A 20,931-nucleotide genomic window follows, 5' to 3' on the forward strand; every position below is an offset into this window, starting at 1 on the left:
AGCCACAACTGATTAGCAACTGAGCAGGCAGGGCACGCGCAGCCAACGTAGCCAGCGTGCCTGCCACTTTGCGTTAGACCACAGCGCCAGCGTTGGGGTCGTCTGGGTCTTCGTCTTTTTTGGGTGCGGCTTTGATCAGGTCTTCGCGCTGAATTCCCAACCACATGGCAATGGCGGCTGCCACAAACACCGACGAATAAATGCCAAACAAAATGCCGATGGTCAGGGCCATAGCAAAGTAGTGCAAGGTCTCGCCACCAAACAAGAGCATGGAGAGCACCATGATCTGCGTTGAACCGTGCGTGATGATGGTCCGGCTAATGGTGGACGTGATGGCGTTGTCGATGATTTCAACCGTGTTCATCTTGCGGTAGCGTCGGAAGTTCTCGCGAATTCGGTCAAAAATCACCACCGATTCGTTCACCGAATACCCCAACACGGCCAGCACAGCAGCCAACACCGCCAATGAAAACTCCCACTGGAAGAATGCAAAGAAGCCCAAGATGATGATGACGTCGTGCAAGTTGGCAATGATGGCTGCCACCGAGAATTTCCACTCGAAGCGCACTGCCAAATAAAGCATGATGCCGGCCACCACAAAGGCCAAAGCCTTCAGGCCATCGGCTGCCAATTCTTCACCGACTTGCGGGCCCACAAATTCTGTGCGGCGCAAAGTGGCTTCGGCGTTTTGCGTTTTCAAAGCGGCCATCAAGGTGTCGCTTTGCTGCGCAGAACTCACGCCCTTTTGCGCTGGCAAGCGGATCATCACATCGCGTGCGGTGCCAAAGTTTTGCACTTGCACATCGGTGTAGCCCAAACCCGAAACGACACTGCGCACTTGCTTCAAGTCGGCGGGTTGGCTGTAGCTCACTTCCATCACGGTACCGCCGGTGAACTCCACCGACAAATGCAAACCGCGGCTGAACAAAAAGAACACGGCCAACAAGAAAGTCACGAGCGAGATCACGTTGAAGATCAACGCGTGCTTCATGAAGGGAATGTCTTTGCGGATTTTGAAAAATTCCATGATGCTGCTCCGCTTTATGCTTTGTCGTCGGTTGTGGCAGGCACTGCCGCACCTTCAGGACGCCAGACCGTGCCAATCGACACCGATTTGAGTTTCTTTTGACGGCCATACCAAAGATTGACCAAGCCACGTGAGAAGAACACGGCAGAGAACATGCTGGTCAAAATGCCCAGGCAATGCACCACCGCAAAACCACGCACAGGGCCAGAACCAAATGCCAACAAGGCCACACCTGCAATCAGAGTGGTGATGTTGGAGTCCAAGATGGTGGCCCATGCACGGTCGTAGCCTGAATGAATGGCGGCTTGCGGTGAAGCACCCAAGCGCAACTCTTCACGCACACGCTCATTGATCAGCACGTTGGAGTCAATGGCCATGCCCAGCGCCAAGGCCATCGCGGCCATGCCAGGCAAGGTAAGGGTGGCTTGCAACATCGAGAGAACAGCCACCAACAGCAACAAGTTCACACCCAGGGCGATGCTGGAGAAAACGCCAAACACCATGTAATAAATGCACATGAACGCCACGATCACCAAGAAACCCCAGGTGACGCTGTTGAAGCCTTTTGCAATGTTTTCTGCGCCAAGGCTTGGGCCAATGGTGCGCTCTTCAATGATTTCCATGGGCGCAGCCAGAGAACCTGCACGCAACAACAAAGCGGTGTCGTTGGCTTCGCTGGTGGTCATGCGACCCGAGATTTGCACGCGACCGCCGCCAATTTCAGTGCGGATGACAGGTGCTGTCACCACTTCGCCTTTGCCTTTTTCAAACAGCAAAATGGCCATGCGCTTGCCCACGTTTTCACGGGTCACATCTTTGAAGATGCGTGCGCCTTTGCCATCGAGTGACAAGTTGACGACGGGCTCTTGAGTTTGATTGTCAAAGCCAGGCTGTGCATCTGTCAGGTTGTCACCCGTCAAAATCACTTGCTTTTTCACAATCACAGGCTGCCCGTTGCGTTCTAAATAACGCTCAGAACCAAAAGGCACCATGCCATTGGTTTGCTCAGCTGAACGGGCTTCGCTGCTCTCGTCGACCAAGCGCACTTCCAAGGTGGCCGTGCGGCCCAAAATGTCTTTGGCTTTGGCCGTGTCTTGCACGCCTGGCAACTGAACCACAATGCGGTCCAAACCTTGCTGCTGAATCACAGGCTCGGCCACACCCAATTCATTGATGCGGTTGTGCAGGGTGGTGATGTTTTGTTTCAAGGCCTGCTCTTGCACGCGGCGTGCAGCTTCAGGTTTGATGGTGGCTGTGATTTTGAACTCAGTGCCTTCGGCCGCATCCACCGCTTGCAAATCTGCAAATTGATCGGTCAGCACGCGGCGCGCCGCATTCAACTGCGCTTGATCGCGCATGCGAATCTCAATGCTTTGCCCATTGCGTGCAATGCCGCCATGACGCACATCTTTTTCACGCAGAGCGGTGCGGATGTCGCCGGCCAATGAATCGGTTTTTTGTGTGAGGGCTGCTTTCATGTCGACTTGCAACATGAAGTGCACACCACCGCGCAAGTCCAAGCCCAAATACATGGGCGCTGCATGCAAGGACGAAAGCCAAGCTGGCGAGCGAGACAGCAAATTCAAAGCCACCACATAACCATTCTCTGTGCCTTCTGGAATCAGCGCCTTTTGAATGGCGTCCTTGGCTTTGAGTTGTTGTTCGGTGCTTTCAAATCGAGCCTTGATGGAGTTGCCCTCCAGCGTTAAAGCTGCTGCCGGCACATTGGCGGCTTTGATTGCCTCGGCAACGCGCGCCAAAGTGGCGTCGTCAACTTTGGCGCTCATCTTGGACGATGACACCTGCACCGCCGGTGCTTCACCAAAAAAGTTAGGCAATGTGTAGACCACGCCAAACAACAAAGCGATCACGATGATCGCAAATTTCCACACCGGATAACGGTTCATGATGGCAGCCGCTTCAAAGAAGAAAAGAAAGCACTGAAGGAAAGTACCCAGGGCCTGCGCTTGAGCCTTTCGGACCCTTACTTGATCGTGCCTTTAGGCAAGACTTGCACCACGGCGGAACGTTGCATTTGAACTTCCACGCCATTGGCAATCTCAATGCTCAAAAAGCTGTCGCCCAGCTTGCTGACTTTGCCCAAAAAGCCGCCTGCTGTGATGATTTCATCGCCCTTGGCGAGCGCATCGATCATGGCCTTGTGTTCTTTTTGCTTCTTCATTTGGGGGCGAATCATGACGAAATACAGCACCACAAACATCAAGAGCAAGGGCAGCATGCTCATCAAAGAAGATTGCATGTCTCCACCAGCTGCGGCAGCTGCTGGGGCGGTTTGGGCAAATGCGGATGAAATGAACATCATCGAACTCCACTGATCTATCAATAAAAAATCCCTTGATGGCGGCATGAAAGCAGCCATTTGGGCCAACCATGGATTGTATGCGGGGCTATGATGAGGCCCAAAGACCTTGTCCAACTCGGGAGACGACCATGGCCAGCCATTCTCATGATCACGATCACGACCATTCCACCCTCAGTGAGATGGACGTCAGAGTTCGGGCCCTCGAAACCTTGCTGACCCAAAAAGGCTACATCGACACGGCGGCCATTGACCGCATCATCGAAACGTACGAAACCGAAGTTGGCCCTCACAACGGCGCCCAAGTGGTGGCCAAGGCTTGGGCCGAGCCAGACTTCAAAGCCTGGCTGCTGGAAGATGCCACGGCGGCCATCGCCTCATTGGGCTTTACAGGTCGCCAAGGCGAACACATGGTGGCTGTTGAAAACACCCCCGAGCTGCACAACATGGTGGTTTGCACCCTGTGCAGTTGCTACCCCTGGACGGTCTTGGGCTTGCCACCGGTTTGGTACAAAAGTGCGGCTTATCGGTCGCGTGCCGTGCTGGAGCCGCGCAAAGTCTTGGCCGACTTTGGCGTGACATTGCCCCAAAGCACCCGCATACGGGTTTGGGATTCCACCGCTGAAGTCCGCTATTTGGTCTTGCCCCGACGCCCCGCAGGAACGGAGAATTTGTCGCAAGCAGAATTGACCAAGATGGTCACGCGCGACGCCATGATTGGGACGGCACTGGTATGAACGGCGTCCATGACATGGGTGGCCAACAAGGCTTTGGCCCCGTACACGTCGAAAAAAACGAGCCCCTTTTTCACGCTGACTGGGAAAGCCGGGCCATGGCAGTCACAGTGGCCATGGGCGCCAGCGGTCAGTGGAACATTGACCTGAGCCGCTCGGCACGCGAATCCTTGCCACCGGCCGTCTACTTGTCCAGCAGCTATTACGAAATATGGATTCGGGCCCTGGAGCAACTCATGCTGGCGCGCGGCATGGTGACGCAAGCAGAGCTTGTCAGTGGTCAGATGACCCAAGCGCCCGTCAAAGTGAACCGCGTCCTCACCCGAGACACCGTCGATGCCGCATTGAAAGCAGGTAGCCCCACCGAGCGGCCCATCGACCAAGCTGCCTTGTTCAAGGTGGGCCAACAAGTTCGCGCACGCAACATGCACCCCCAGGGTCATACCCGCTTGCCTCGCTATGTTCGTGGCCACACAGGGACAGTGGTCCGTGTGCATGGCGGCCATGTCTTCCCCGATGGTCACACCTTGCGCGCCACCCCGCCTTTCAACGTGCCCGTGCAATGGCTGTACACCGTGGTGTTTAAGGGCACCACCCTGTGGGGCGAGCAGAGCGATACCACTGTGGAGGTGACGGTGGACGCATGGGAGTCTTATTTAGAAGCCGTGGCCTAAAGCCTTTGCAAGCAGCCACCTGGACACAAGCAGTATGCAAAACACCCACCTGACACTTGAAGAGATTGCCCAACTCTGCGGCGGTCAAATGCCGCTGCCAGTGCAAGACAGCCAAGGGGCGGTGTTTTCAGAGCCTTGGCAAGCGCATGCTTTTGCCATGACTTTGCAATTGCACGAAAAAGGTTTGTTCACTTGGCCCGAATGGGCCGCGGCCCTGACGCAGGAAATTCGCAATGCTCAAGTGGCAGGCGACGCCGACACCGGCGCCACTTATTACACCCATTGGCTCAATGCATTGGAGGCCATGGTGCTGACCAAGCAATTGGGCACAGCCGAGCAGATTCATGACCTGGAACATGCTTGGGAAGATGCCGCGGCGCGCACGCCGCACGGACAGCCCATCGTTTTGGACGTTCAAGGCTCGGGTGTATCGGTGTCCAACTGACCCCGCACCAGTTGCTGCCGTGCCAATTCGGCGAGGGCTTGGTACTTGCGCTTGAACGCATCGAGGTTGTCTTCCTCTAACTCTTCCAAATCCAGCAAGGCATTGTGGGCTCCTTGCGTGGCCCTGATCAATTCGTCCAACTTCAACTGAATGGCTTCCGTGTCGCGGTTCTGTGTGTTTTGAATCAAGAACACCATGAGAAACGTGACGATGGTGGTCCCTGTGTTGATGACCAACTGCCATGTGTCGCTGAACGCAAACAGTGGCCCCGTGAGAATCCACACCACGATCACGGCCACGGCCAAAGAAAACGTGCGCGGCTTGCCGCAGATGTGCGCCACTTTTTTAGCGAAATTGGCATAGGCATTGTTTTGCAACATGGCTTTGAACTTTCAAAAAACAAACACCCCGTTATGATGCGCCCATCTTTCGGAAAATAAAACTTGCGATTTCCATTTCTTCCTGTTGCCGCCCTCATGGGCAGTTTGATCACCTTGTGCGCAGGCACATCGCTGGCCAAAAGCTTGTTTCCATTTGTTGGCGCCGAAGGCACCACCACCTACCGACTGATTTTTTCCACGCTTTTGCTGATGGCCTTTTGGCGGCCTTGGCGGCGCGCCTGGACCTGGGCCGATGCACCACCCTTGGTGATGTTTGGCGCCACCTTGGGGGTCATGAACTTGCTGTTTTACAGCGCCATCAAAACTGTGCCCTTTGGATTGGCCATTGCCATTGAATTCACGGGCCCCTTGGCCGTCGCCTTGTGGTCTTCCAAAAAGCCGCTTGATTTTGTTTGGATTGTGTTGGCCGTCGTGGGAATGGGTTTGATCTTGCCTTTGTCCCAAACCATGGACGCGGGCAGCGCAAGCGCACTGGACCCGGTCGGCATTGCCTTCGCTTTGGGCGCTGGATTCTGCTGGGCCATGTACATCGTGTTGGGTCAGCGTGTGGCCGATCGCATTGGTGCCTTTGCCACCCCCATGGGCATGTTGGTGGCGGCCATGGTGGTCACGCCTTTTGGTATCAGCGTGGCCGGTACTTCTTTGTTGAATGTGGAATGGATGCTGACCGGTTTGGGCATTGCCTTGCTGTCAAGCGCCATCCCCTACAGCTTGGAAATGTATTCGCTCAAACACTTGCCCAAACAAACTTTCAGCATCTTGTTGAGTTTGGAGCCAGCCGTGGGAGCTTTGGCAGGTTGGTTGGTGCTGTCTGAGCAACTGACTGCACAGCAACTCAGTGCCATCGGACTGATCATGGCCGCTTCGATGGGAAGCGCCATGACCGCTGGTCAAAGAAACATCAAGGATTGATTCGGTACATCAAATGTCGATGTTGCCAGCGCGCAGCGCATTGCCTTCAATGAAGTTACGGCGTGGTTCGACCTCGTCGCCCATCAACATGGTGAACACGCGATCGGCTTCAATGGCGTCGTCAATTTGCACACGCAACAAACGGCGAACAGTGGGGTCCATGGTGGTTTCCCAAAGCTGTGCAGGGTTCATCTCGCCCAAGCCTTTGTAACGCTGGCGGCTGGTGGTGCGCTCGGCTTCGCCAATGAGCCACTGCATGGCTTGGCGGAAGTCGTTGGTCTTCTCTTCTTTTTGCTTGTCGCCTTCACCGCGCATGACCTTGGCACCTTCGCCGAGCAAGCCGCGGAAGGTATTGGCCGCCTCGGCCAATGCGCCGTAATCCGCACCGTGCACAAAGTCTTGCGTGATCACGCTGCTCTTGATGTTGCCATGGTGGCGACGGCTGATGCGAAGCAAGGGCTTGTCGGTGCGCGCATCAAACTCTGCGGTCACTTCGGCAGGCACACCAGTGGTGTTGAGTTCGCGCAGTTTGGCTTGCAAAGCAGGCGCGCATTCAGCGGCGTTGTCGAGGTTGTCGAGGTTGAGGGCCACACCATCGGCAATGGCGCGCAATGCTTCGGCATCCATGAAATTGGACAAGCGGTGAATGACGGCTTCGGCCACTTGGTGCTTACGCGCCAAAGACTCGAGTGTGTCGCCACTGAGCACCTGAGGTGATGCACCACCGGTGGCAATGCTGGCGTCTTTCAAAGCGATGCGGAGCAAGAAGCCATCAAGTGCGGGCGCATCTTTCAAATACAACTCTTCTTTGCCAGCCTTCACTTTGTAGAGGGGTGGCTGCGCAATGTAGATGTGGCCGCGTTCAACCAGGTCGGGCATTTGACGATAGAAGAACGTGAGCAGCAAGGTGCGAATGTGCGCGCCGTCCACGTCGGCGTCGGTCATGATGATGATGCGGTGGTATCGCAATTTGTCGACGTTGAAGTCATCGGTACCGCTCTTGCCCGATTCGGCAGAAGCTTTGCCAATACCCGTCCCAAGCGCTGTGATGAGCGTGACGATTTCGTTGCTGGTGAGCAATTTTTCGTAACGTGCTTTTTCAACGTTCAGAATCTTGCCGCGCAGTGGCAAGATGGCTTGGAATTTGCGATCACGGCCTTGCTTGGCAGAGCCACCGGCGGAGTCACCCTCCACGATGTAGATTTCGCAAAGTGCGGGATCTTTTTCTTGGCAGTCGGCCAACTTACCGGGCAAGCCCATGCCATCGAGCACACCTTTGCGGCGTGTCATTTCGCGGGCTTTGCGCGCAGCTTCACGAGCACGTGCAGCCTCGACAATCTTGCCGCACAAAATTTTGGCGTCGTTGGGGCGCTCTTCCAAAAAGTCACCCAAGGCTTTGGCCACGATGTCCTCTACGGGTGCGCGCACCTCGCTGGACACCAACTTGTCTTTGGTCTGGCTAGAGAATTTAGGCTCGGGTACTTTGACGCTGAGCACGCAGCACAAACCTTCGCGCATGTCGTCGCCACTGACTTCGACCTTTTGCTTCTTGGCAATTTCGTTTTTCTCAATGTACTTGCCAATGACACGTGTCATGGCCGCACGCAAACCTGTGAGGTGAGTGCCGCCATCACGTTGTGGAATGTTGTTGGTGAAGCACAAAACGCTTTCGTTGTAACCATCGTTCCACTGCATGGCCACTTCCACACCGATGCTGGTGCCGGGAATGCCGCCGTAGGAATCGGCAGGGCGCTCACCCATGGCAATGAACGCATTCGGGTGCAAGACTTTTTTGTTGGCGTTGATGAAATCAACGAAGCCCTTCACGCCACCAGCGCCAGAGAAGTCGTCCTCTTTGCCTGTGCGTTCGTCTTTCAAACGAATGCGCACACCGTTGTTCAAGAAGCTCAGTTCGCGCAAACGCTTGGCCAAAATTTCGTAATGAAAATCGTGGTTCTGCGTGAAGATGTCGGTGTCGGGCAAGAAGTGAACTTCGGTGCCGCGCTTTTCGGTGGCGCCCGTGATCTTCATGGGAGACACTTCAACGCCATCCACCATTTCGAGCAAACGGTTTTGCACAAAGCCTTTGGCAAATTCAATTTGATGCACTTTGCCATCGCGACGCACCGTCAGGCGCAACCACTTGCTGAGCGCGTTCACGCAGCTCACGCCCACGCCGTGCAAACCACCGGACACTTTGTAGCTGTTTTGGTTGAACTTGCCGCCTGCGTGCAATTCTGTCAAAGCAATTTCTGAAGCCGAACGCTTGGGCTCGTGCTTGTCGTCCATCTTCACACCGGTGGGAATGCCGCGGCCGTTGTCGGTCACGCTGATGGAGTTGTCGGAGTGAATGGTCACCACGATGTCATCGCAATGACCGGCCAAAGCTTCGTCGATGGAGTTGTCGACCACCTCAAACACCAAGTGGTGCAAGCCGGTGCCATCGGACGTATCGCCAATGTACATGCCAGGGCGCTTACGAACCGCTTCTAAGCCTTCCAAAATTTGAATCGAACCTTCGCCATAACCCTCAGAGGCGCCGGCTTGGTTGGTGTCGATGATGGGCTGAATGGTTGTGAACTCTTCGGCGCTAGGCTTGTTTTCTTCGGTCATTTTTACTTTTCTCAATCTCTCGAATGGCCGAAACCCGCGAATCAACGCGGGTTTCGAAAGGCTGTGCTTGGGGTGTTTTTAGATCACCGTCAATCAGTTCAGGCCTTAAATGCGCATGGGCATCACCACGTATTTGAACTGGTCGTTTTCTGGAATGGTGATGAGTGCAGAGCTGTTGGCATCGGCCAAATCAATGCGCACCATGTCTTGGCCCATGTTGGTGAGCACATCGATGATGTAGGTCACGTTGAAGCCAATTTCAATGCTGTCACCGCCGTAATCAATGTCGAGCTCGTCCACGGCTTCTTCTTGCTCGGCATTGGTCGACGCCACACGCAATGTGCCAGGATCCAAATTGAGGCGGACGCCTTTGAATTTGTCGCTGGTCAAAATTGCGGTGCGCTGCAAGCAAGACAACAAAGCTTGACGACCCAGCGTCAAATTGTTGCGATGGCCTTTGGGGATGACACGGTTGTAATCTGGGAACTTGCCTTCAACGAGTTTGGTCACAAACTCCATGCCCCCAAAACTGAACTTGGCTTGGTTGTTGGCAAACTGCATGTCGATGGCGCCTTCGGCGTCGCTGAGCAAGCGCTGCATTTCGAGCACCGTTTTACGCGGCAAGATGACTTCTTGTTTGTTGGGCACATCGGTGTCCAAAGTGGCAGACGCAAATGCCAATCGGTGACCATCGGTGGAGACCAAAGACAACTGCTTGCCTTCAGCCACAAACAAAATGCCGTTGAGGTAGTAACGAATGTCGTGCACGGCCATGGCAAAAGAAACTTGGCTGAGCAATTGCTTCAAGGTTTTTTGCGGAATGCTGAACACGGGGCCAAAGCTGGCGGCTTCTTGCACCAGCGGAAAATCTTCTGCAGGCAAAGTTTGCAAAGTGAATTTGGATTTGCCACCCTTCAAAATCAATTTGCTTTGGCTGGATTCCAAACTGACGGTTTGATCGGAAGGCATGGTGCGCAAAATGTCGATCAGTTTACGTGCGCCCACCGTGGTGGTGAAGTCGCCAGCATCACCGTCCATTTCGGCGGTGGTGCGAATTTGAATTTCAAGATCGCTGGTGGTCAACTGCAATGCTTTGCCAGTTTTGCGAATCAACACATTGGCCAAAACAGGCAATGTGTGACGACGTTCCACAATGCCAGAAACGGATTGCAAAACAGACAGCAATTTGTCTTGGGTGGCCTTCAGTACGATCATGTCTTCCTCTGTTTTCGGGGGGCCCCAATTTGGAATTTGGGAGCCCCTAGATTTTCGCTGATTTTTAGCCCTAAATTGCGCTTCGGGCCGCCTTAATTCAGCATTCTTTGGGGGGGCTTGCCCACCCCCTGGTTGGCGCCCATTTCAAAGGCTGCTTGTTGAGCCAGAAGGCTTAGCCCTTGAGGGTTTGCTCCAGAACGTGCAGTTGCTGATTCAACTCGGTCAACTGCTGACGTTCTGCGCTGATTTTGCGCACGGCATGCAACACTGTGGTGTGGTCACGCCCGCCGAATAATTCCCCAATTTCGGGCAAGCTTTTTTGGGTCAACTCTTTGGCCAAGTACATGGCAATTTGACGTGGCCGCGCAATGCTGGCCGGGCGCTTTTTGGAATACATGTCGGCGACCTTGATCTTGTAGTAATCGGCCACCGTTTTTTGGATGTTTTCAACGCTGATCTGTCGGTTTTGGATGGACAGCAAGTCGCGCAGGGCCTCACGCGCCAGTTGGATGGAGATTTCTTTCTGGTTAAAGCGCGAATAAGCCAAGATTTTGCGCAAGGCGCCTTCCAGTTCGCGCACGTTGGAGCGCACATTCTTGGCAACAAAGAAGGCCACTTCTTCGGGCATGACGCTGCCCTCGCTGATGGCTTTGTTGATCAAAATGGCCACCCGCATTTCAAGCTCAGGGGGCTCGATGGCCACCGTCAGGCCTGAATCAAAACGCGAGACCAAGCGTTCGTGAATGTCGGCCAAGCCTTTGGGATAGGTGTCGCTGGTCATCACGATGTGTGATTTTTTGGCCAGCAAAGCTTCGAAGGCATTGAAGAACTCTTCTTGGGTGCGGTCTTTGTTGGCAAAGAACTGCACATCGTCAATCAACAGCAAATCCAGCGAGTGGTAGCGATGCTTGAATTCATCAAAAGTTTTGCGCTGGTAGGCCTTAACCACATCTGACACAAATTGTTCGGCGTGAATGTAGAGAACTTTGGCATCGGGGCGATCGGCCAGCAATTTATTGCCTACCGCATGCACCAGGTGGGTCTTACCCAAACCCACGCCACCATAAATGAACAAGGGGTTGTAAAGATGCCCGGGCATGGTGGCCACGTGCATGGCCGCTGCGCGGGCCATGCGGTTGGCGGAACCTTCCACCAAGGTATCAAACGTCAAGGCCGTGTTCAAGCGGTGGCGATGGCCATCGCTGGGCGCTTCGTCGGGCAAGTCTGCTGGTTCTGGTCGCGCCTCCAATGCGGCCTTGGCCATTGAAAATGCTGTTTTTCCTTGTGCTTCTCTGGTAGCAAGCGCTAACTCAATTTGAATTTTTTGTCCGTGCAAGCGCGACAAAACATCGGCCAGCTTGGCACTGTATTGCGCACGAATCCAATCCAATTTGAAACGGTTGGCCACGTACAAAGTGACCTTGGAGAAGTCTTCCGAGACCTGCGCGGTGAGGGGTTTGATCCACGTATTGAACTGCTGCTCGGGCATTTCCTGCGAGAGTTCATCAAGGCAAACTTGCCAAAGTGCTTGGCCTGCTTCATCGCCATCGTGAGGGTGCTGTCCATTGCTCATGCGGGCATGCCTTGGGTGTGGACAGTTTGAAGAATCATGACGTTCAAAATAACTTTATCAAGAGTTTATCCACATCCAAAAAAGATGGGTTTGGGGCATCATAAACCAGAAAATTTGAACTGAAACTTGGTTTTTTTCAAGAAGCGCCAGACTTAGGGTTTGCCAGCCCCCCGAAAGTTTGCGATAATCGCCGGTTTCCTCCAAAAATAACCATGTGGTTTTGGAGGGTCTGTCATCAGGAACGTCAAAAATGAAACGCACATACCAACCTTCTAAAACACGCCGCGCACGTACTCACGGCTTTTTGGTTCGCATGAAAACTCGCGGCGGCCGTGCTGTGATCAACGCACGCCGCGCCAAAGGCCGTAAACGCCTGGCAGCTTAATTTAAGCGAGAGCAGCCGCGTGAGCCCAGCCCCTCAATGGCTTGGCTGCTGAGCAATTCCATGACTCGGCAGTGGTGTGCAGCGTTTAAAAACCCGCCCTCAATTCCAGGCCGCCCTTGCCGGCGGCACGGTTTCTCGCACCCCGCATTTCGCTTTGCACCGTCTTAACCTGCCCGAAGCCAAGCCCTTGGCCTCGACCGAAGACTCGCACATCGCACCCCTCTTTCAGACCCAAGAAGTTTGGCTTGGCGCCATGGTCCCCAAACGGTGGGCCAAGCGTGCCGTCACCCGCAACGCCATCAAACGCCAAATCTACAACGTCAGCGCACAATTTGAAGTGCGCTTGCCTTGCGCTGCGCACGTGGTTCGCTTGCGCTCGGGCTTTGATCGCCAACAATTCATCAGCGCCACCTCACCGATGCTCAAACTGGCCGTTCGGCAAGAACTTGAGCAATTGTTTGAGCGCGCAGCCAACAAGCCATGATCCAGCAACTATTGATCGGCATTGTGAAAGCTTATCGCCTTTTTCTCAGCCCTTGGTTAGGATCGGCATGTCGGTTTGAGCCCACCTGCTCTGTTTATGCATTGGATGCCCTCCAGCAGCATGGCGCAGGCGTTGGCAGTTACCTCACTCTCAAACGCTTAGGCCGTTGCCACCCTTGGTGCAATGGCGGCCACGATCCGGTGCCCGAACAGGCACCCCAGTGGCTTTCCCGTTTGTTGCAACACCCGTTAACTCACACCTCTTCGAAGAAGTCTTCATGAACGATATTCGCCGCACCTTTTTATGGGTCATCTTTGGCTTCTCCATGGTTCTGCTTTGGGACCAATGGCAAATTTACAACGGCCACAAAGCCACCTTCTTCCCTAAACCCACAACGGCCACCGCACCTGCAGTGAATGCGGCAGCACCTGATGGTGTCCCTGTGGCCAGCACACCCGCAGCCGCTGCACCCGCAGGCCCCGCGCAAGTTCCCGGCGTCACAGCGCCTGTTGCGGCCTCAGCGCGTGAACGCATTGATGTCAGCACCGATGTCCTGAAGCTCAGCTTCGACACAGAAGGTGGCAGCTTGGTGCGTTCTGAATTCGTCAAATTTGGTGACATCCAAGACGACAAAAAACCGTTCGTGTTGCTCGACGAAAGCAAAGCCCGCGTGTATGTCGCTCAAACTGGTTTGATCGGCGGCGCCTTTGCATCACACAAAACGCCTATGAAATTCACAGGCGAGCGAGCGCTGAAAGAAGGTCAAAACGAATTGGCCTTGAAGTTTGAATCTGGCGATGTGGGCGGTTTCAAGTTGGTCAAAACTTACACCCTCACCCGTGGCAGCTATGCGGTGAAAGTGGCACATCAAGTCATCAACACAGGCAGCGTGGCCGCATCGCCACAGCTTTACGTTCAGTTGGTCCGCGATGGCAACAAGCCAGAAGGCGAGTCCTCTTTTTACTCCACCTTCACGGGTCCTGCGATTTACACCGATGCCAAGAAGTATCAAAAAATCGAATTCACTGACATCGAAAAGAACAAAGCTGACTTCGAGAAAACCACGCAACAAGGCTATGTGGCCATGGTTCAGCATTACTTTGCATCTGCATGGGTCTTGCCTGCCAACACGGCTCGAGAAAACTTTGCACGCAAAGTCGACAACAACTTGTACGCCGTTGGCATGATCACACCCTTCAGCGAAGTGGCCCCAGGTCAAACCAAAACATTGGACGCCACTTTGTTTGTGGGTCCTCAAGAAGAAAAAATGCTGGAAGTGATCACGCCTGGCCTTGAGTTGGTCAAAGATTACGGCTGGCTCACGGTTTTGGCCAAGCCTTTGTACTGGCTGCTTGACCGCCTGTTCGGCTTCTTGCACAACTGGGGTTGGTCCATCGTCGCCTTGGTGGTCTTGCTGAAGCTCGCCTTCTACTGGCTCAATGCCAAGGCCTATGCGAGCATGGCCAAAATGAAAGCCATCAATCCCAAAATCATGGAGATGCGCGAACGCCTCAAAGACAACCCACAGCAAATGCAGCAAGAGATGATGCGCATTTACCGCGAAGAGAAAGTCAACCCGATGGGTGGTTGCTTCCCCATCATGGTTCAAATTCCAGTGTTCATTGCTTTGTACTGGGTGCTGTTGTCTTCTGTTGAAATGCGCAACGCACCTTGGATCGGTTGGATTCACGATTTGTCAGCGCCCGATCCTTACTTCATCTTGCCCGTGGTCATGACACTGTCCACCTTGCTGCAAACGGCGCTCAACCCCGCACCACCAGATCCCTTGCAGGCCAAGATGATGTGGTTCATGCCGCTCATCTTCAGCGTGATGTTCTTCTTCTTCCCATCTGGCTTGGTGCTGTATTGGATTACCAACAACATCTTGTCGATTGCACAGCAATGGGTGATCAATACACGCATGGGTGTACCGCCGCAGTTCAATCTGCCAAAATTCAATTGAGCCCATTCAACTTAACTGAGCCCATGCTGAGTTAAACCATCCACAACAGGGCCGCGCATGCGGCCCTGTTGCTTTGAAAACAAACCTGCACCACCATGTTGTCGCGCCACCAGGATCCCATCATTGCCATTGCGACGGCCCCTGGCCGAGGCGCGGTTGGCATCGTGCGCATTTCAGGTCCTAAGCTCAAAGCATGGGCCGACATGTTGTTCGGAAAAAATTTACAAGCGCGACAAGCACATTACTTGCCATTCAAGGACGACCAAGGTGAGCCCATCGACCAAGGTTTGGCCATCTTTTTTCCAGGACCCCACTCCTATACGGGCGAAGACGTTCTCGAGTTGCAAGCGCACGGTGGCCCTGTGGTGCTGCAACTGTTGTTGGCGCGTTGCATGCAAGCAGCCAGTCAACTGGACGCCGCAACAGGAATGCCGTTGTTGCAAGGTTTGCGTTTGGCCGCACCGGGCGAGTTCACCCAGCGCGCATTTCTGAACGACAAAATTGATTTGGCCCAAGCCGAGGCCATCGCTGATTTGATCGATGCCTCTACGGGTGCTGCAGCCCGAAGCGCCAGCAGATCCTTGGCGGGAGACTTCTCCAAAGAGATTCACGTCTTACGCGACAAGCTGATTCACCTGCGCATGCTGGTCGAAGCCACGCTGGATTTTCCAGAAGAAGAAATTGACTTCTTGCAAAAAGCCGATGCACAAGGACAGCTTGAGCGCTTGCAATCGCAGCTGTCCAAAGTACTCGAGCGCACACAACAAGGCGCCTTGCTGCGCGAAGGCATCAAAGTGGTGATTGCGGGCCAGCCCAACGCTGGCAAGAGCTCGCTGCTCAATGCCTTGGCCGGCGCAGAGTTGGCCATCGTCACGCCCATTGCCGGCACCACACGCGATGTGGTGCAACAAACCATCCAAATTGAAGGCGTGCCTGTGCATGTTATCGACACCGCTGGTTTGCGCGAAGGCGATGGCATTGATGAGGTGGAAAAAATCGGCATTCAACGCGCTTGGGACCAAATTGCCGCCGCCGATGCCGTTTTGTTTTTACACGACCTCACACGGCAACACTTGCCTGAATACGCGCAGGCCGACTTACAAATTCAAAACGCCTTGTCTACGCAATTGCCAGCAGGTGTTACCTTGATTCACGTTTGGAACAAGTGCGATCTGGCGCAAGTCGCTGAGCCCATCAGTGAACAAACCAGAGCCGCCACATCCGATGTACGCAAGGTGCAACATGACATTCACTTGTCAGCCAAAACAGGGCAAGGCATTGATGTGCTGCGTGCACAATTGCTGGCCGCCGCAGGTTGGCAACCTGCCACTGAAGGTTTGTACTTGGCGCGTGAGCGCCACGTTCAAGCACTCAAGCGGGTGCAGTCGCATCTCGAAGTGGCCGACGCACATTTGCGTGCACAAGCACAATCCCTTGATTTGTTGGCGGAAGAGTTGCGCTTGTCTCAATCGGCCTTGAACGAGATCACCGGCGAATTCAGCGCTGACGATTTGCTCGGCGTTATTTTCTCTAGCTTTTGTATCGGTAAATAAACACATGGCCAAGTCCGCTGTCATCGATCGACCTGCACCTCAAAGCCCTAAATCTTTGAGCGGCCTGTTGCCATTCTTAAAACCTTACCGTTTGCAAATTGGTTTGGCTTTTGTGTTTTTGGTGATGGCGGCAGCCTCGACCTTGGTGTTTCCAGTGGCTTTGCGCCAGTTGATCGACAACGGTTTGCAGCACCCCGATCCCGGCGCACAAGCCATGGCACTGCGTGGCAACTTCCTCATGCTGTTTGGCGTGGCGGTGGCTCTGGGCTTGTTTTCAGCCGCACGTTTTTACACGGTCAGTTGGCTGGGTGAACGTGTCACCACCGACTTGCGCAATGCCGTTTACAGCCACGTCCTGCAACAAAGCCCGGCCTTCTTTGAAACCACACCCACTGGCGAAGTGATCAGCCGATTGGTCGCCGACACCACCCTGGTTCAAACGGTGGTGGGCAGTTCTTTGTCGATGGGTCTTCGCAATGCGGTGATGGGCGTGGGCGCCTTGGCCATGTTGGTGTGGGCTCATCCCACCGTCATGCTGCAATTGGTCGTCACGGTGGTCTTGGTGGTTTGGCCTGCCACGATGTATGGCCGCCGCGTGCGCCGCTTGTCGCGCGCCAGCCAAGACCGTGTGGCCGATGCCAGCAGCATCGCCACCGAAATCCTCAACGCCATGCCCGTGGTGCAAAGCTACACCGCAGAAGCACGCGAAGCTGGCCGCTTTGCCAGCGCTACAGAACAAGGTTTCCAAACAGCCATTCGCCGCACACGTGCGCGCTCCGTACTGGTAGCTTTCATCATCATTGCCAATGCGGCATTCTTGTTGTGGGGCTTGTACCAAGGCACACAAGCCGTGATCGCCGGTGAGCTGTCAGCCGGCCAATTGGGCCAAGCTGTTTTGTACGTGATTATTTTTGCAGGCGCAGTGGCCGTGTTGGGCGAAACCTACGGTGACTTGCTGCGCGCGGCAGGCGCAACCGAACGCCTGATGGAATTGCTGGGCAGCACATCGCCCGTTCAATCGCCTGCGCATCCCGTCACTTCTGTTCCACCAGCGACTGGCAGCACCGTGGCATTTGAAGGCCTTCAGTTTCATTACCCTTCGCGGCCGCTTCAAGCTGCTTTAGAAAACTTCTCGGTCCAAATTCAAGCGGGTCAAACAGTGGCCTTGGTGGGCCCCAGCGGTGCTGGCAAAACCACCTTGTTTGGCTTGTTGCTGCGCTACTACGATCCACAGCATGGGCAAATTGTGCTGGACGGTGTGCCCATCCAAAACCTCAGCCTGCATGATTTAAGACAACGCATCGGCATCGTGCCGCAAGAGCCCGTGCTGTTCTCTAGCAGCGCCATGGACAACATTCGCTATGGCAAGCCCGACGCCACCGATGAAGAAGTACGCGCAGCAGCACGCGCTGCGTTTGCCGATGAATTCATTGTGGATTTGCCCGAAGGCTACAACACCTTCTTAGGTGAGCGGGGTGTGCGCTTGTCAGGCGGCCAACGTCAACGCATTGCGATTGCGCGCGCCATGCTCAAAAACCCTCCCTTGTTGCTACTCGACGAGGCCACCAGTGCGCTGGATGCACACAGCGAGCGCATGGTTCAAGCGGCGCTTGAATCGGCCATGCGCGGACGCACCACGCTGGTCATTGCGCACCGCTTGGCCACCGTGCAACAAGCCGATCAAATTTTGGTGCTCGAGCACGGCCGCTTGGTCGAGCAAGGCAAGCATGCTGAGTTGGTGCAAATGGGCGGCGTCTACGCCGGTTTGGCTGCGCTGCAATTCAACGCCTAACGCACACCGCGGTGCAAGTCTCAATGACCGTCAAAGTTCACCAAGGTGAACAGCGGCAAGCCTGCATCGCGTAATTTGGCAGAGCCGCCCAACTCGGGCAAGTCAACAATGGCGGCACCTTCAATCACTTGGGCGCCCAGTTTTTCCAACAGCTTCATGCCCGCCATCATGGTGCCGCCCGTGGCAATCAAGTCATCGATCAACAGCACCTTTTGACCCGGTTTGACGGCATCGGTGTGCAACTCGACGGTGGCTGCGCCGTATTCCAGTTCATAAGTCTCTTCGACCGTGGTGAAGGGCAGTTTGCCTTTTTTGCGAATGGGCACAAAACCCACATTCAATTCATAAGCGACCACCGCACCCAGAATGAAGCCTCGCGCATCCAGGCCCGCCACCACATCTGGCCGCATCTCCGGCGCCATGTAGCGGTGGACAAACGCATCAATCAGCACACGAAAAACCCTGGGGTTTTGCAGCAAAGGCGTGATGTCACGAAACTGAACCCCAGCGGCTGGCCAATCGGGCACTGTGCGAATGTTGTTTTTCAAATAATCGTTCACGGACAAGGCAACTTCGCTCATTTCGACAACTCCCATCGGGCTTTCTGACTTAGATCGTCATCATAGTCACGCTTTCTGCCTTCCCTCGCTAAAATAAGCCCCATGTCATTCAACCCTGAACAAGCCCTCCAACTCGCACGCGAGACTTTGGACATTGAAGCGGCTGCCCTGGTGGGCCTCAAATCTCGCTTGGACGCTCGTTTCACACAAGCCGTTCAAATGATGCTCAACGTCAAAGGCCGCGTGGTTGTCACCGGCATGGGCAAGAGCGGACACATCGGCTCCAAAATTGCCGCCACCTTGGCGTCGACAGGCACCCCCGCCATGTTTGTGCATCCAGGGGAAGCCAGCCACGGCGATCTGGGCATGATCAAAGCGGTTGATGTGGTCCTGGCCATCTCCAACAGTGGCGAGAGCGATGAATTGGTGTCCATCTTGCCCGTGCTCAAGCGTCAGGGTGTGCCCCTCATCGCCATGACAGGCGGCATGAGTTCTGCGTTGGCCAAGCATGCCGATGTGGTGCTCGACAGCAGCGTTGAAAAAGAAGCATGCCCCCTGAACTTGGCACCGACAGCCAGCACCACGGCGCAACTGGCCTTGGGTGATGCATTGGCCGTTGCGCTGTTGGATGCACGCGGCTTCAAAGCCGAAGATTTTGCGCGCTCGCACCCGGGCGGTTCCTTGGGCCGTCGTTTGCTTACCCATGTCAGCGATGTGATGCGCAAAGGCGATCAAGTGCCCCACGTGTCTGCCAACGCCAGCTTCTCTGAACTGATGCGCGAGATGAGCCACAAAGGCTTGGGCGCCTCGGCCATCGTGGATGAACAGCGCCACATTCTGGGCATCTTCACCGACGGCGATCTGCGCCGACTGATTGAGAAAGGCGTGGACCTGCGCGCCTTGTTGGCCAAAGATGTGATGCACGCCAATCCACGCACCGTCAACGAAGATGCCTTGGCAGTTGAAGCCGCCGAGCTCATGGAGCAATTCAAAATTACCAGCGTGCTGGTGGTCAATGCGCAAGGCCTCTTGAGTGGCGCACTGAACAGCAATGACTTGATGCGCGCCAAAGTGATTTAAGCCATGCGACCCATTGAACCCGCCTTGAATTTTCCACCCGAGTTGTTGCTCCAAGCGCAAGGTGTGAAAGTGGCGTTCTTGGATGTTGATGGGGTGCTCACGGATGGTGGTTTGTACTTTTCTGAACAGGGCGAAACCCTCAAGCGTTTCAGCACCTTGGATGGTCACGGCTTGAAACTCTTGAAGCATGCAGGCATCACGCCCGTCATCATCACTGGCCGTGACTCGGCACCTCTGCGCGTGCGACTCAAAGCCTTAGGCATAGAGCATGCACGTTTTGGCACAGAAGACAAGTTACCCGCGGCAGAAGACTATTTAAAAAGCTTAGGGCTGGGTTGGCATCAAGCCGCGGCCATGGGCGATGACTGGCCCGATTTGCCTGTGATGCAACGCGCAGCTTTTGCATGCGCGCCGCGCAATGCCCATGCGCAAGCATTGGCACTGGCACATTACGTGACTGCGCGCCAGGGCGGCGACGGCGCTGCGCGTGAGCTCTGCGATTTGTTGGTGGTGGCCAGCGGCCACTACGGCCAACTGTTGGCCCGTGTTGGTTCTTCTTCCGCTGCATGATGAATGGCATTCGGCGCCTGCTAGACCGTTTGGCACTCTACCTGCCAGCTGTGTTGATGGCGCTTTTTGCGTTGGGCAGTTGGTGGCTGGTGCGCAGCCTGCCCAGTTTGTTGGCAGAGCCTAAGGCCAAGCAAGTTCGACACGAGCCGGACTACTTTCTCTCAGGATTTTCCGTGAAATCCTTCGACAGCACCGGCCGCCTCACGCGCGAACTCAGTGGCGATCGTGCACAGCATTTCCCTGACATCGACACGCTCGATATCAGTCAAGTGCAAATGCGTGGACAAAATCAAGAAGGCAAACGCGTCATAGCGCGCTCCGATCGCGCCATTGCAAAAGGCGATGGCTCGCTGGTCACGTTCATCGGCAATGTTCAATTCACACAACCAGCCAGCATGAAGGCTGACAAACCTCAAGCCGCTATCGAATTGCGCAGTCAAGAAATTCAGGCCTTTGTCAAAGAAGAGCGTTTGGTCAGCCACGTGCCTGTTGAAATTCGCCGAGGTCAAGATGTGTTCACTGCTGAGCGCATGGCGATGAACAGCAAAACAGGTGAATACGAGTTGAGCGGCAAAGTTCGCGGCGTGGTCAATCCTGCAAAGCGTTAAACCTTCGCGCCACAACACCTTC

Annotated in this window: 21 protein-coding genes; 13 read left to right on the forward strand and 8 right to left on the reverse strand. The window is 54.9% G+C overall.

Translation table 11 applies throughout. The features are described from left to right. Positions 1 to 73: 73 nt before the first annotated feature. The 3 genes from secF to yajC all read right to left on the reverse strand — a co-directional run bounded on the left by secF (position 74) and on the right by yajC (position 3,347). A complete protein-coding gene (secF, locus tag L103DPR2_RS01080) occupies positions 74 to 1,027 on the reverse strand; it encodes a protein translocase subunit SecF (RefSeq protein ID WP_055359365.1) in 954 nt (317 codons plus the stop codon). 14 nt (positions 1,028 to 1,041) lie between these two features. After that, on the reverse strand, positions 1,042 to 2,934 hold the full coding sequence (gene secD, locus L103DPR2_RS01085; RefSeq protein ID WP_055359366.1) for a protein translocase subunit SecD: 1,893 nt from the start codon (positions 2,932 to 2,934) through the stop codon (positions 1,042 to 1,044). A gap of 77 nt (positions 2,935 to 3,011) precedes the next feature. Further along, entirely contained in the window at positions 3,012 to 3,347 is a 336-nt protein-coding gene (gene yajC / locus L103DPR2_RS01090; protein ID WP_055361763.1) for a preprotein translocase subunit YajC, read from the reverse strand. 131 nt (positions 3,348 to 3,478) lie between these two features. Between yajC and nthA the strand changes: the two genes are divergently transcribed. Genes nthA through L103DPR2_RS01105 form a run of 3 tightly spaced genes read left to right on the forward strand, consistent with a single transcriptional unit; the run spans position 3,479 to position 5,200 of the window. Next, a complete protein-coding gene (nthA, locus tag L103DPR2_RS01095) occupies positions 3,479 to 4,084 on the forward strand; it encodes a nitrile hydratase subunit alpha (protein WP_055359367.1) in 606 nt (201 codons plus the stop codon). Next, on the forward strand, positions 4,081 to 4,755 hold the full coding sequence (gene nthB, locus L103DPR2_RS01100) for a nitrile hydratase subunit beta (RefSeq protein WP_055359368.1): 675 nt from the start codon (positions 4,081 to 4,083) through the stop codon (positions 4,753 to 4,755). Before nthA ends, nthB begins: the two co-directional genes overlap by 4 nt. 34 nt (positions 4,756 to 4,789) lie before the next feature. Next, on the forward strand, positions 4,790 to 5,200 hold the full coding sequence (locus L103DPR2_RS01105; protein ID WP_055359369.1) for a nitrile hydratase accessory protein: 411 nt from the start codon (positions 4,790 to 4,792) through the stop codon (positions 5,198 to 5,200). On the opposite strand, the gene L103DPR2_RS01110 is transcribed toward L103DPR2_RS01105, so the two are convergent. Continuing rightward, positions 5,170 to 5,580, reverse strand: a complete 411-nt coding sequence (locus L103DPR2_RS01110; RefSeq protein ID WP_055359370.1) for a low affinity iron permease family protein — start codon at positions 5,578 to 5,580, stop codon at positions 5,170 to 5,172. The two genes, L103DPR2_RS01105 and L103DPR2_RS01110, sit on opposite strands and share 31 nt — an antisense overlap. Before the next feature lie 63 nt (positions 5,581 to 5,643). Here L103DPR2_RS01110 and L103DPR2_RS01115 point away from each other — a divergent pair, with 63 nt between their 5' ends. Beyond that, positions 5,644 to 6,513 (forward strand): EamA family transporter, encoded by an 870-nt coding sequence (locus tag L103DPR2_RS01115; protein ID WP_335337954.1) that lies wholly within the window; start codon positions 5,644 to 5,646, stop codon positions 6,511 to 6,513. 9 nt (positions 6,514 to 6,522) lie between these two features. Here the strand turns inward: L103DPR2_RS01115 and gyrB are convergent, their stop codons facing one another. The 3 genes from gyrB to dnaA all read right to left on the reverse strand — a co-directional run bounded on the left by gyrB (position 6,523) and on the right by dnaA (position 11,914). Further along, complete coding sequence (gene gyrB, locus L103DPR2_RS01120; RefSeq protein ID WP_055359372.1) at positions 6,523 to 9,126, reverse strand: DNA topoisomerase (ATP-hydrolyzing) subunit B; 2,604 nt, start codon at positions 9,124 to 9,126, stop codon at positions 6,523 to 6,525. A gap of 105 nt (positions 9,127 to 9,231) precedes the next feature. Continuing rightward, positions 9,232 to 10,341 (reverse strand): DNA polymerase III subunit beta, encoded by a 1,110-nt coding sequence (dnaN, locus tag L103DPR2_RS01125; RefSeq protein WP_055359373.1) that lies wholly within the window; start codon positions 10,339 to 10,341, stop codon positions 9,232 to 9,234. Positions 10,342 to 10,513: 172 nt separating this feature from the next. Then, a complete protein-coding gene (gene dnaA / locus L103DPR2_RS01130) occupies positions 10,514 to 11,914 on the reverse strand; it encodes a chromosomal replication initiator protein DnaA (protein ID WP_055359374.1) in 1,401 nt (466 codons plus the stop codon). Positions 11,915 to 12,164: 250 nt separating this feature from the next. On the opposite strand from dnaA, the gene rpmH reads away from it, so the two are divergent. The 6 genes from rpmH (at position 12,165) to L103DPR2_RS01160 (ending at position 18,091) form a co-directional block, all read left to right on the forward strand. Then, on the forward strand, positions 12,165 to 12,299 hold the full coding sequence (gene rpmH / locus L103DPR2_RS01135) for a 50S ribosomal protein L34 (RefSeq protein WP_028820859.1): 135 nt from the start codon (positions 12,165 to 12,167) through the stop codon (positions 12,297 to 12,299). 76 nt (positions 12,300 to 12,375) lie between these two features. Continuing rightward, complete coding sequence (locus L103DPR2_RS01140; protein ID WP_055359375.1) at positions 12,376 to 12,783, forward strand: ribonuclease P protein component; 408 nt, start codon at positions 12,376 to 12,378, stop codon at positions 12,781 to 12,783. Then, on the forward strand, positions 12,780 to 13,064 hold the full coding sequence (gene yidD, locus L103DPR2_RS01145; protein WP_055359376.1) for a membrane protein insertion efficiency factor YidD: 285 nt from the start codon (positions 12,780 to 12,782) through the stop codon (positions 13,062 to 13,064). The genes L103DPR2_RS01140 and yidD overlap by 4 nt, the downstream gene beginning before the upstream one ends. Continuing rightward, on the forward strand, positions 13,061 to 14,746 hold the full coding sequence (gene yidC / locus L103DPR2_RS01150; RefSeq protein WP_055359377.1) for a membrane protein insertase YidC: 1,686 nt from the start codon (positions 13,061 to 13,063) through the stop codon (positions 14,744 to 14,746). The genes yidD and yidC overlap by 4 nt, the downstream gene beginning before the upstream one ends. A 95-nt stretch (positions 14,747 to 14,841) precedes the next feature. After that, on the forward strand, positions 14,842 to 16,299 hold the full coding sequence (mnmE, locus tag L103DPR2_RS01155; protein ID WP_055359378.1) for a tRNA uridine-5-carboxymethylaminomethyl(34) synthesis GTPase MnmE: 1,458 nt from the start codon (positions 14,842 to 14,844) through the stop codon (positions 16,297 to 16,299). A 4-nt stretch (positions 16,300 to 16,303) separates the two neighbouring features. Further along, positions 16,304 to 18,091, forward strand: coding sequence for an ABC transporter transmembrane domain-containing protein (locus L103DPR2_RS01160; RefSeq protein WP_055359379.1), 1,788 nt, complete (start codon positions 16,304 to 16,306; stop codon positions 18,089 to 18,091). Positions 18,092 to 18,111: 20 nt separating this feature from the next. Here the strand turns inward: L103DPR2_RS01160 and L103DPR2_RS01165 are convergent, their stop codons facing one another. Continuing rightward, positions 18,112 to 18,672 carry an adenine phosphoribosyltransferase gene (locus L103DPR2_RS01165; RefSeq protein ID WP_055359380.1) on the reverse strand — a complete coding sequence of 187 codons (561 nt, stop codon included), beginning with the start codon at positions 18,670 to 18,672 and terminating at the stop codon, positions 18,112 to 18,114. A gap of 81 nt (positions 18,673 to 18,753) precedes the next feature. Here L103DPR2_RS01165 and L103DPR2_RS01170 point away from each other — a divergent pair, with 81 nt between their 5' ends. The 3 genes from L103DPR2_RS01170 to lptC are packed head-to-tail and all read left to right on the forward strand — an operon-like array spanning position 18,754 to position 20,909. Next, complete coding sequence (locus L103DPR2_RS01170; RefSeq protein ID WP_055359381.1) at positions 18,754 to 19,731, forward strand: KpsF/GutQ family sugar-phosphate isomerase; 978 nt, start codon at positions 18,754 to 18,756, stop codon at positions 19,729 to 19,731. Positions 19,732 to 19,734: 3 nt separating this feature from the next. After that, complete coding sequence (locus L103DPR2_RS01175) at positions 19,735 to 20,301, forward strand: KdsC family phosphatase (protein WP_055359382.1); 567 nt, start codon at positions 19,735 to 19,737, stop codon at positions 20,299 to 20,301. Beyond that, positions 20,298 to 20,909 (forward strand): LPS export ABC transporter periplasmic protein LptC, encoded by a 612-nt coding sequence (gene lptC, locus L103DPR2_RS01180; RefSeq protein ID WP_082466671.1) that lies wholly within the window; start codon positions 20,298 to 20,300, stop codon positions 20,907 to 20,909. The genes L103DPR2_RS01175 and lptC overlap by 4 nt, the downstream gene beginning before the upstream one ends. The last annotated feature ends 22 nt before the right edge of the window (positions 20,910 to 20,931 follow it).

This window comes from Limnohabitans sp. 103DPR2 (genome assembly GCF_001412575.1).
Classification (GTDB): Bacteria; Pseudomonadota; Gammaproteobacteria; order Burkholderiales; family Burkholderiaceae_C; genus Limnohabitans_A.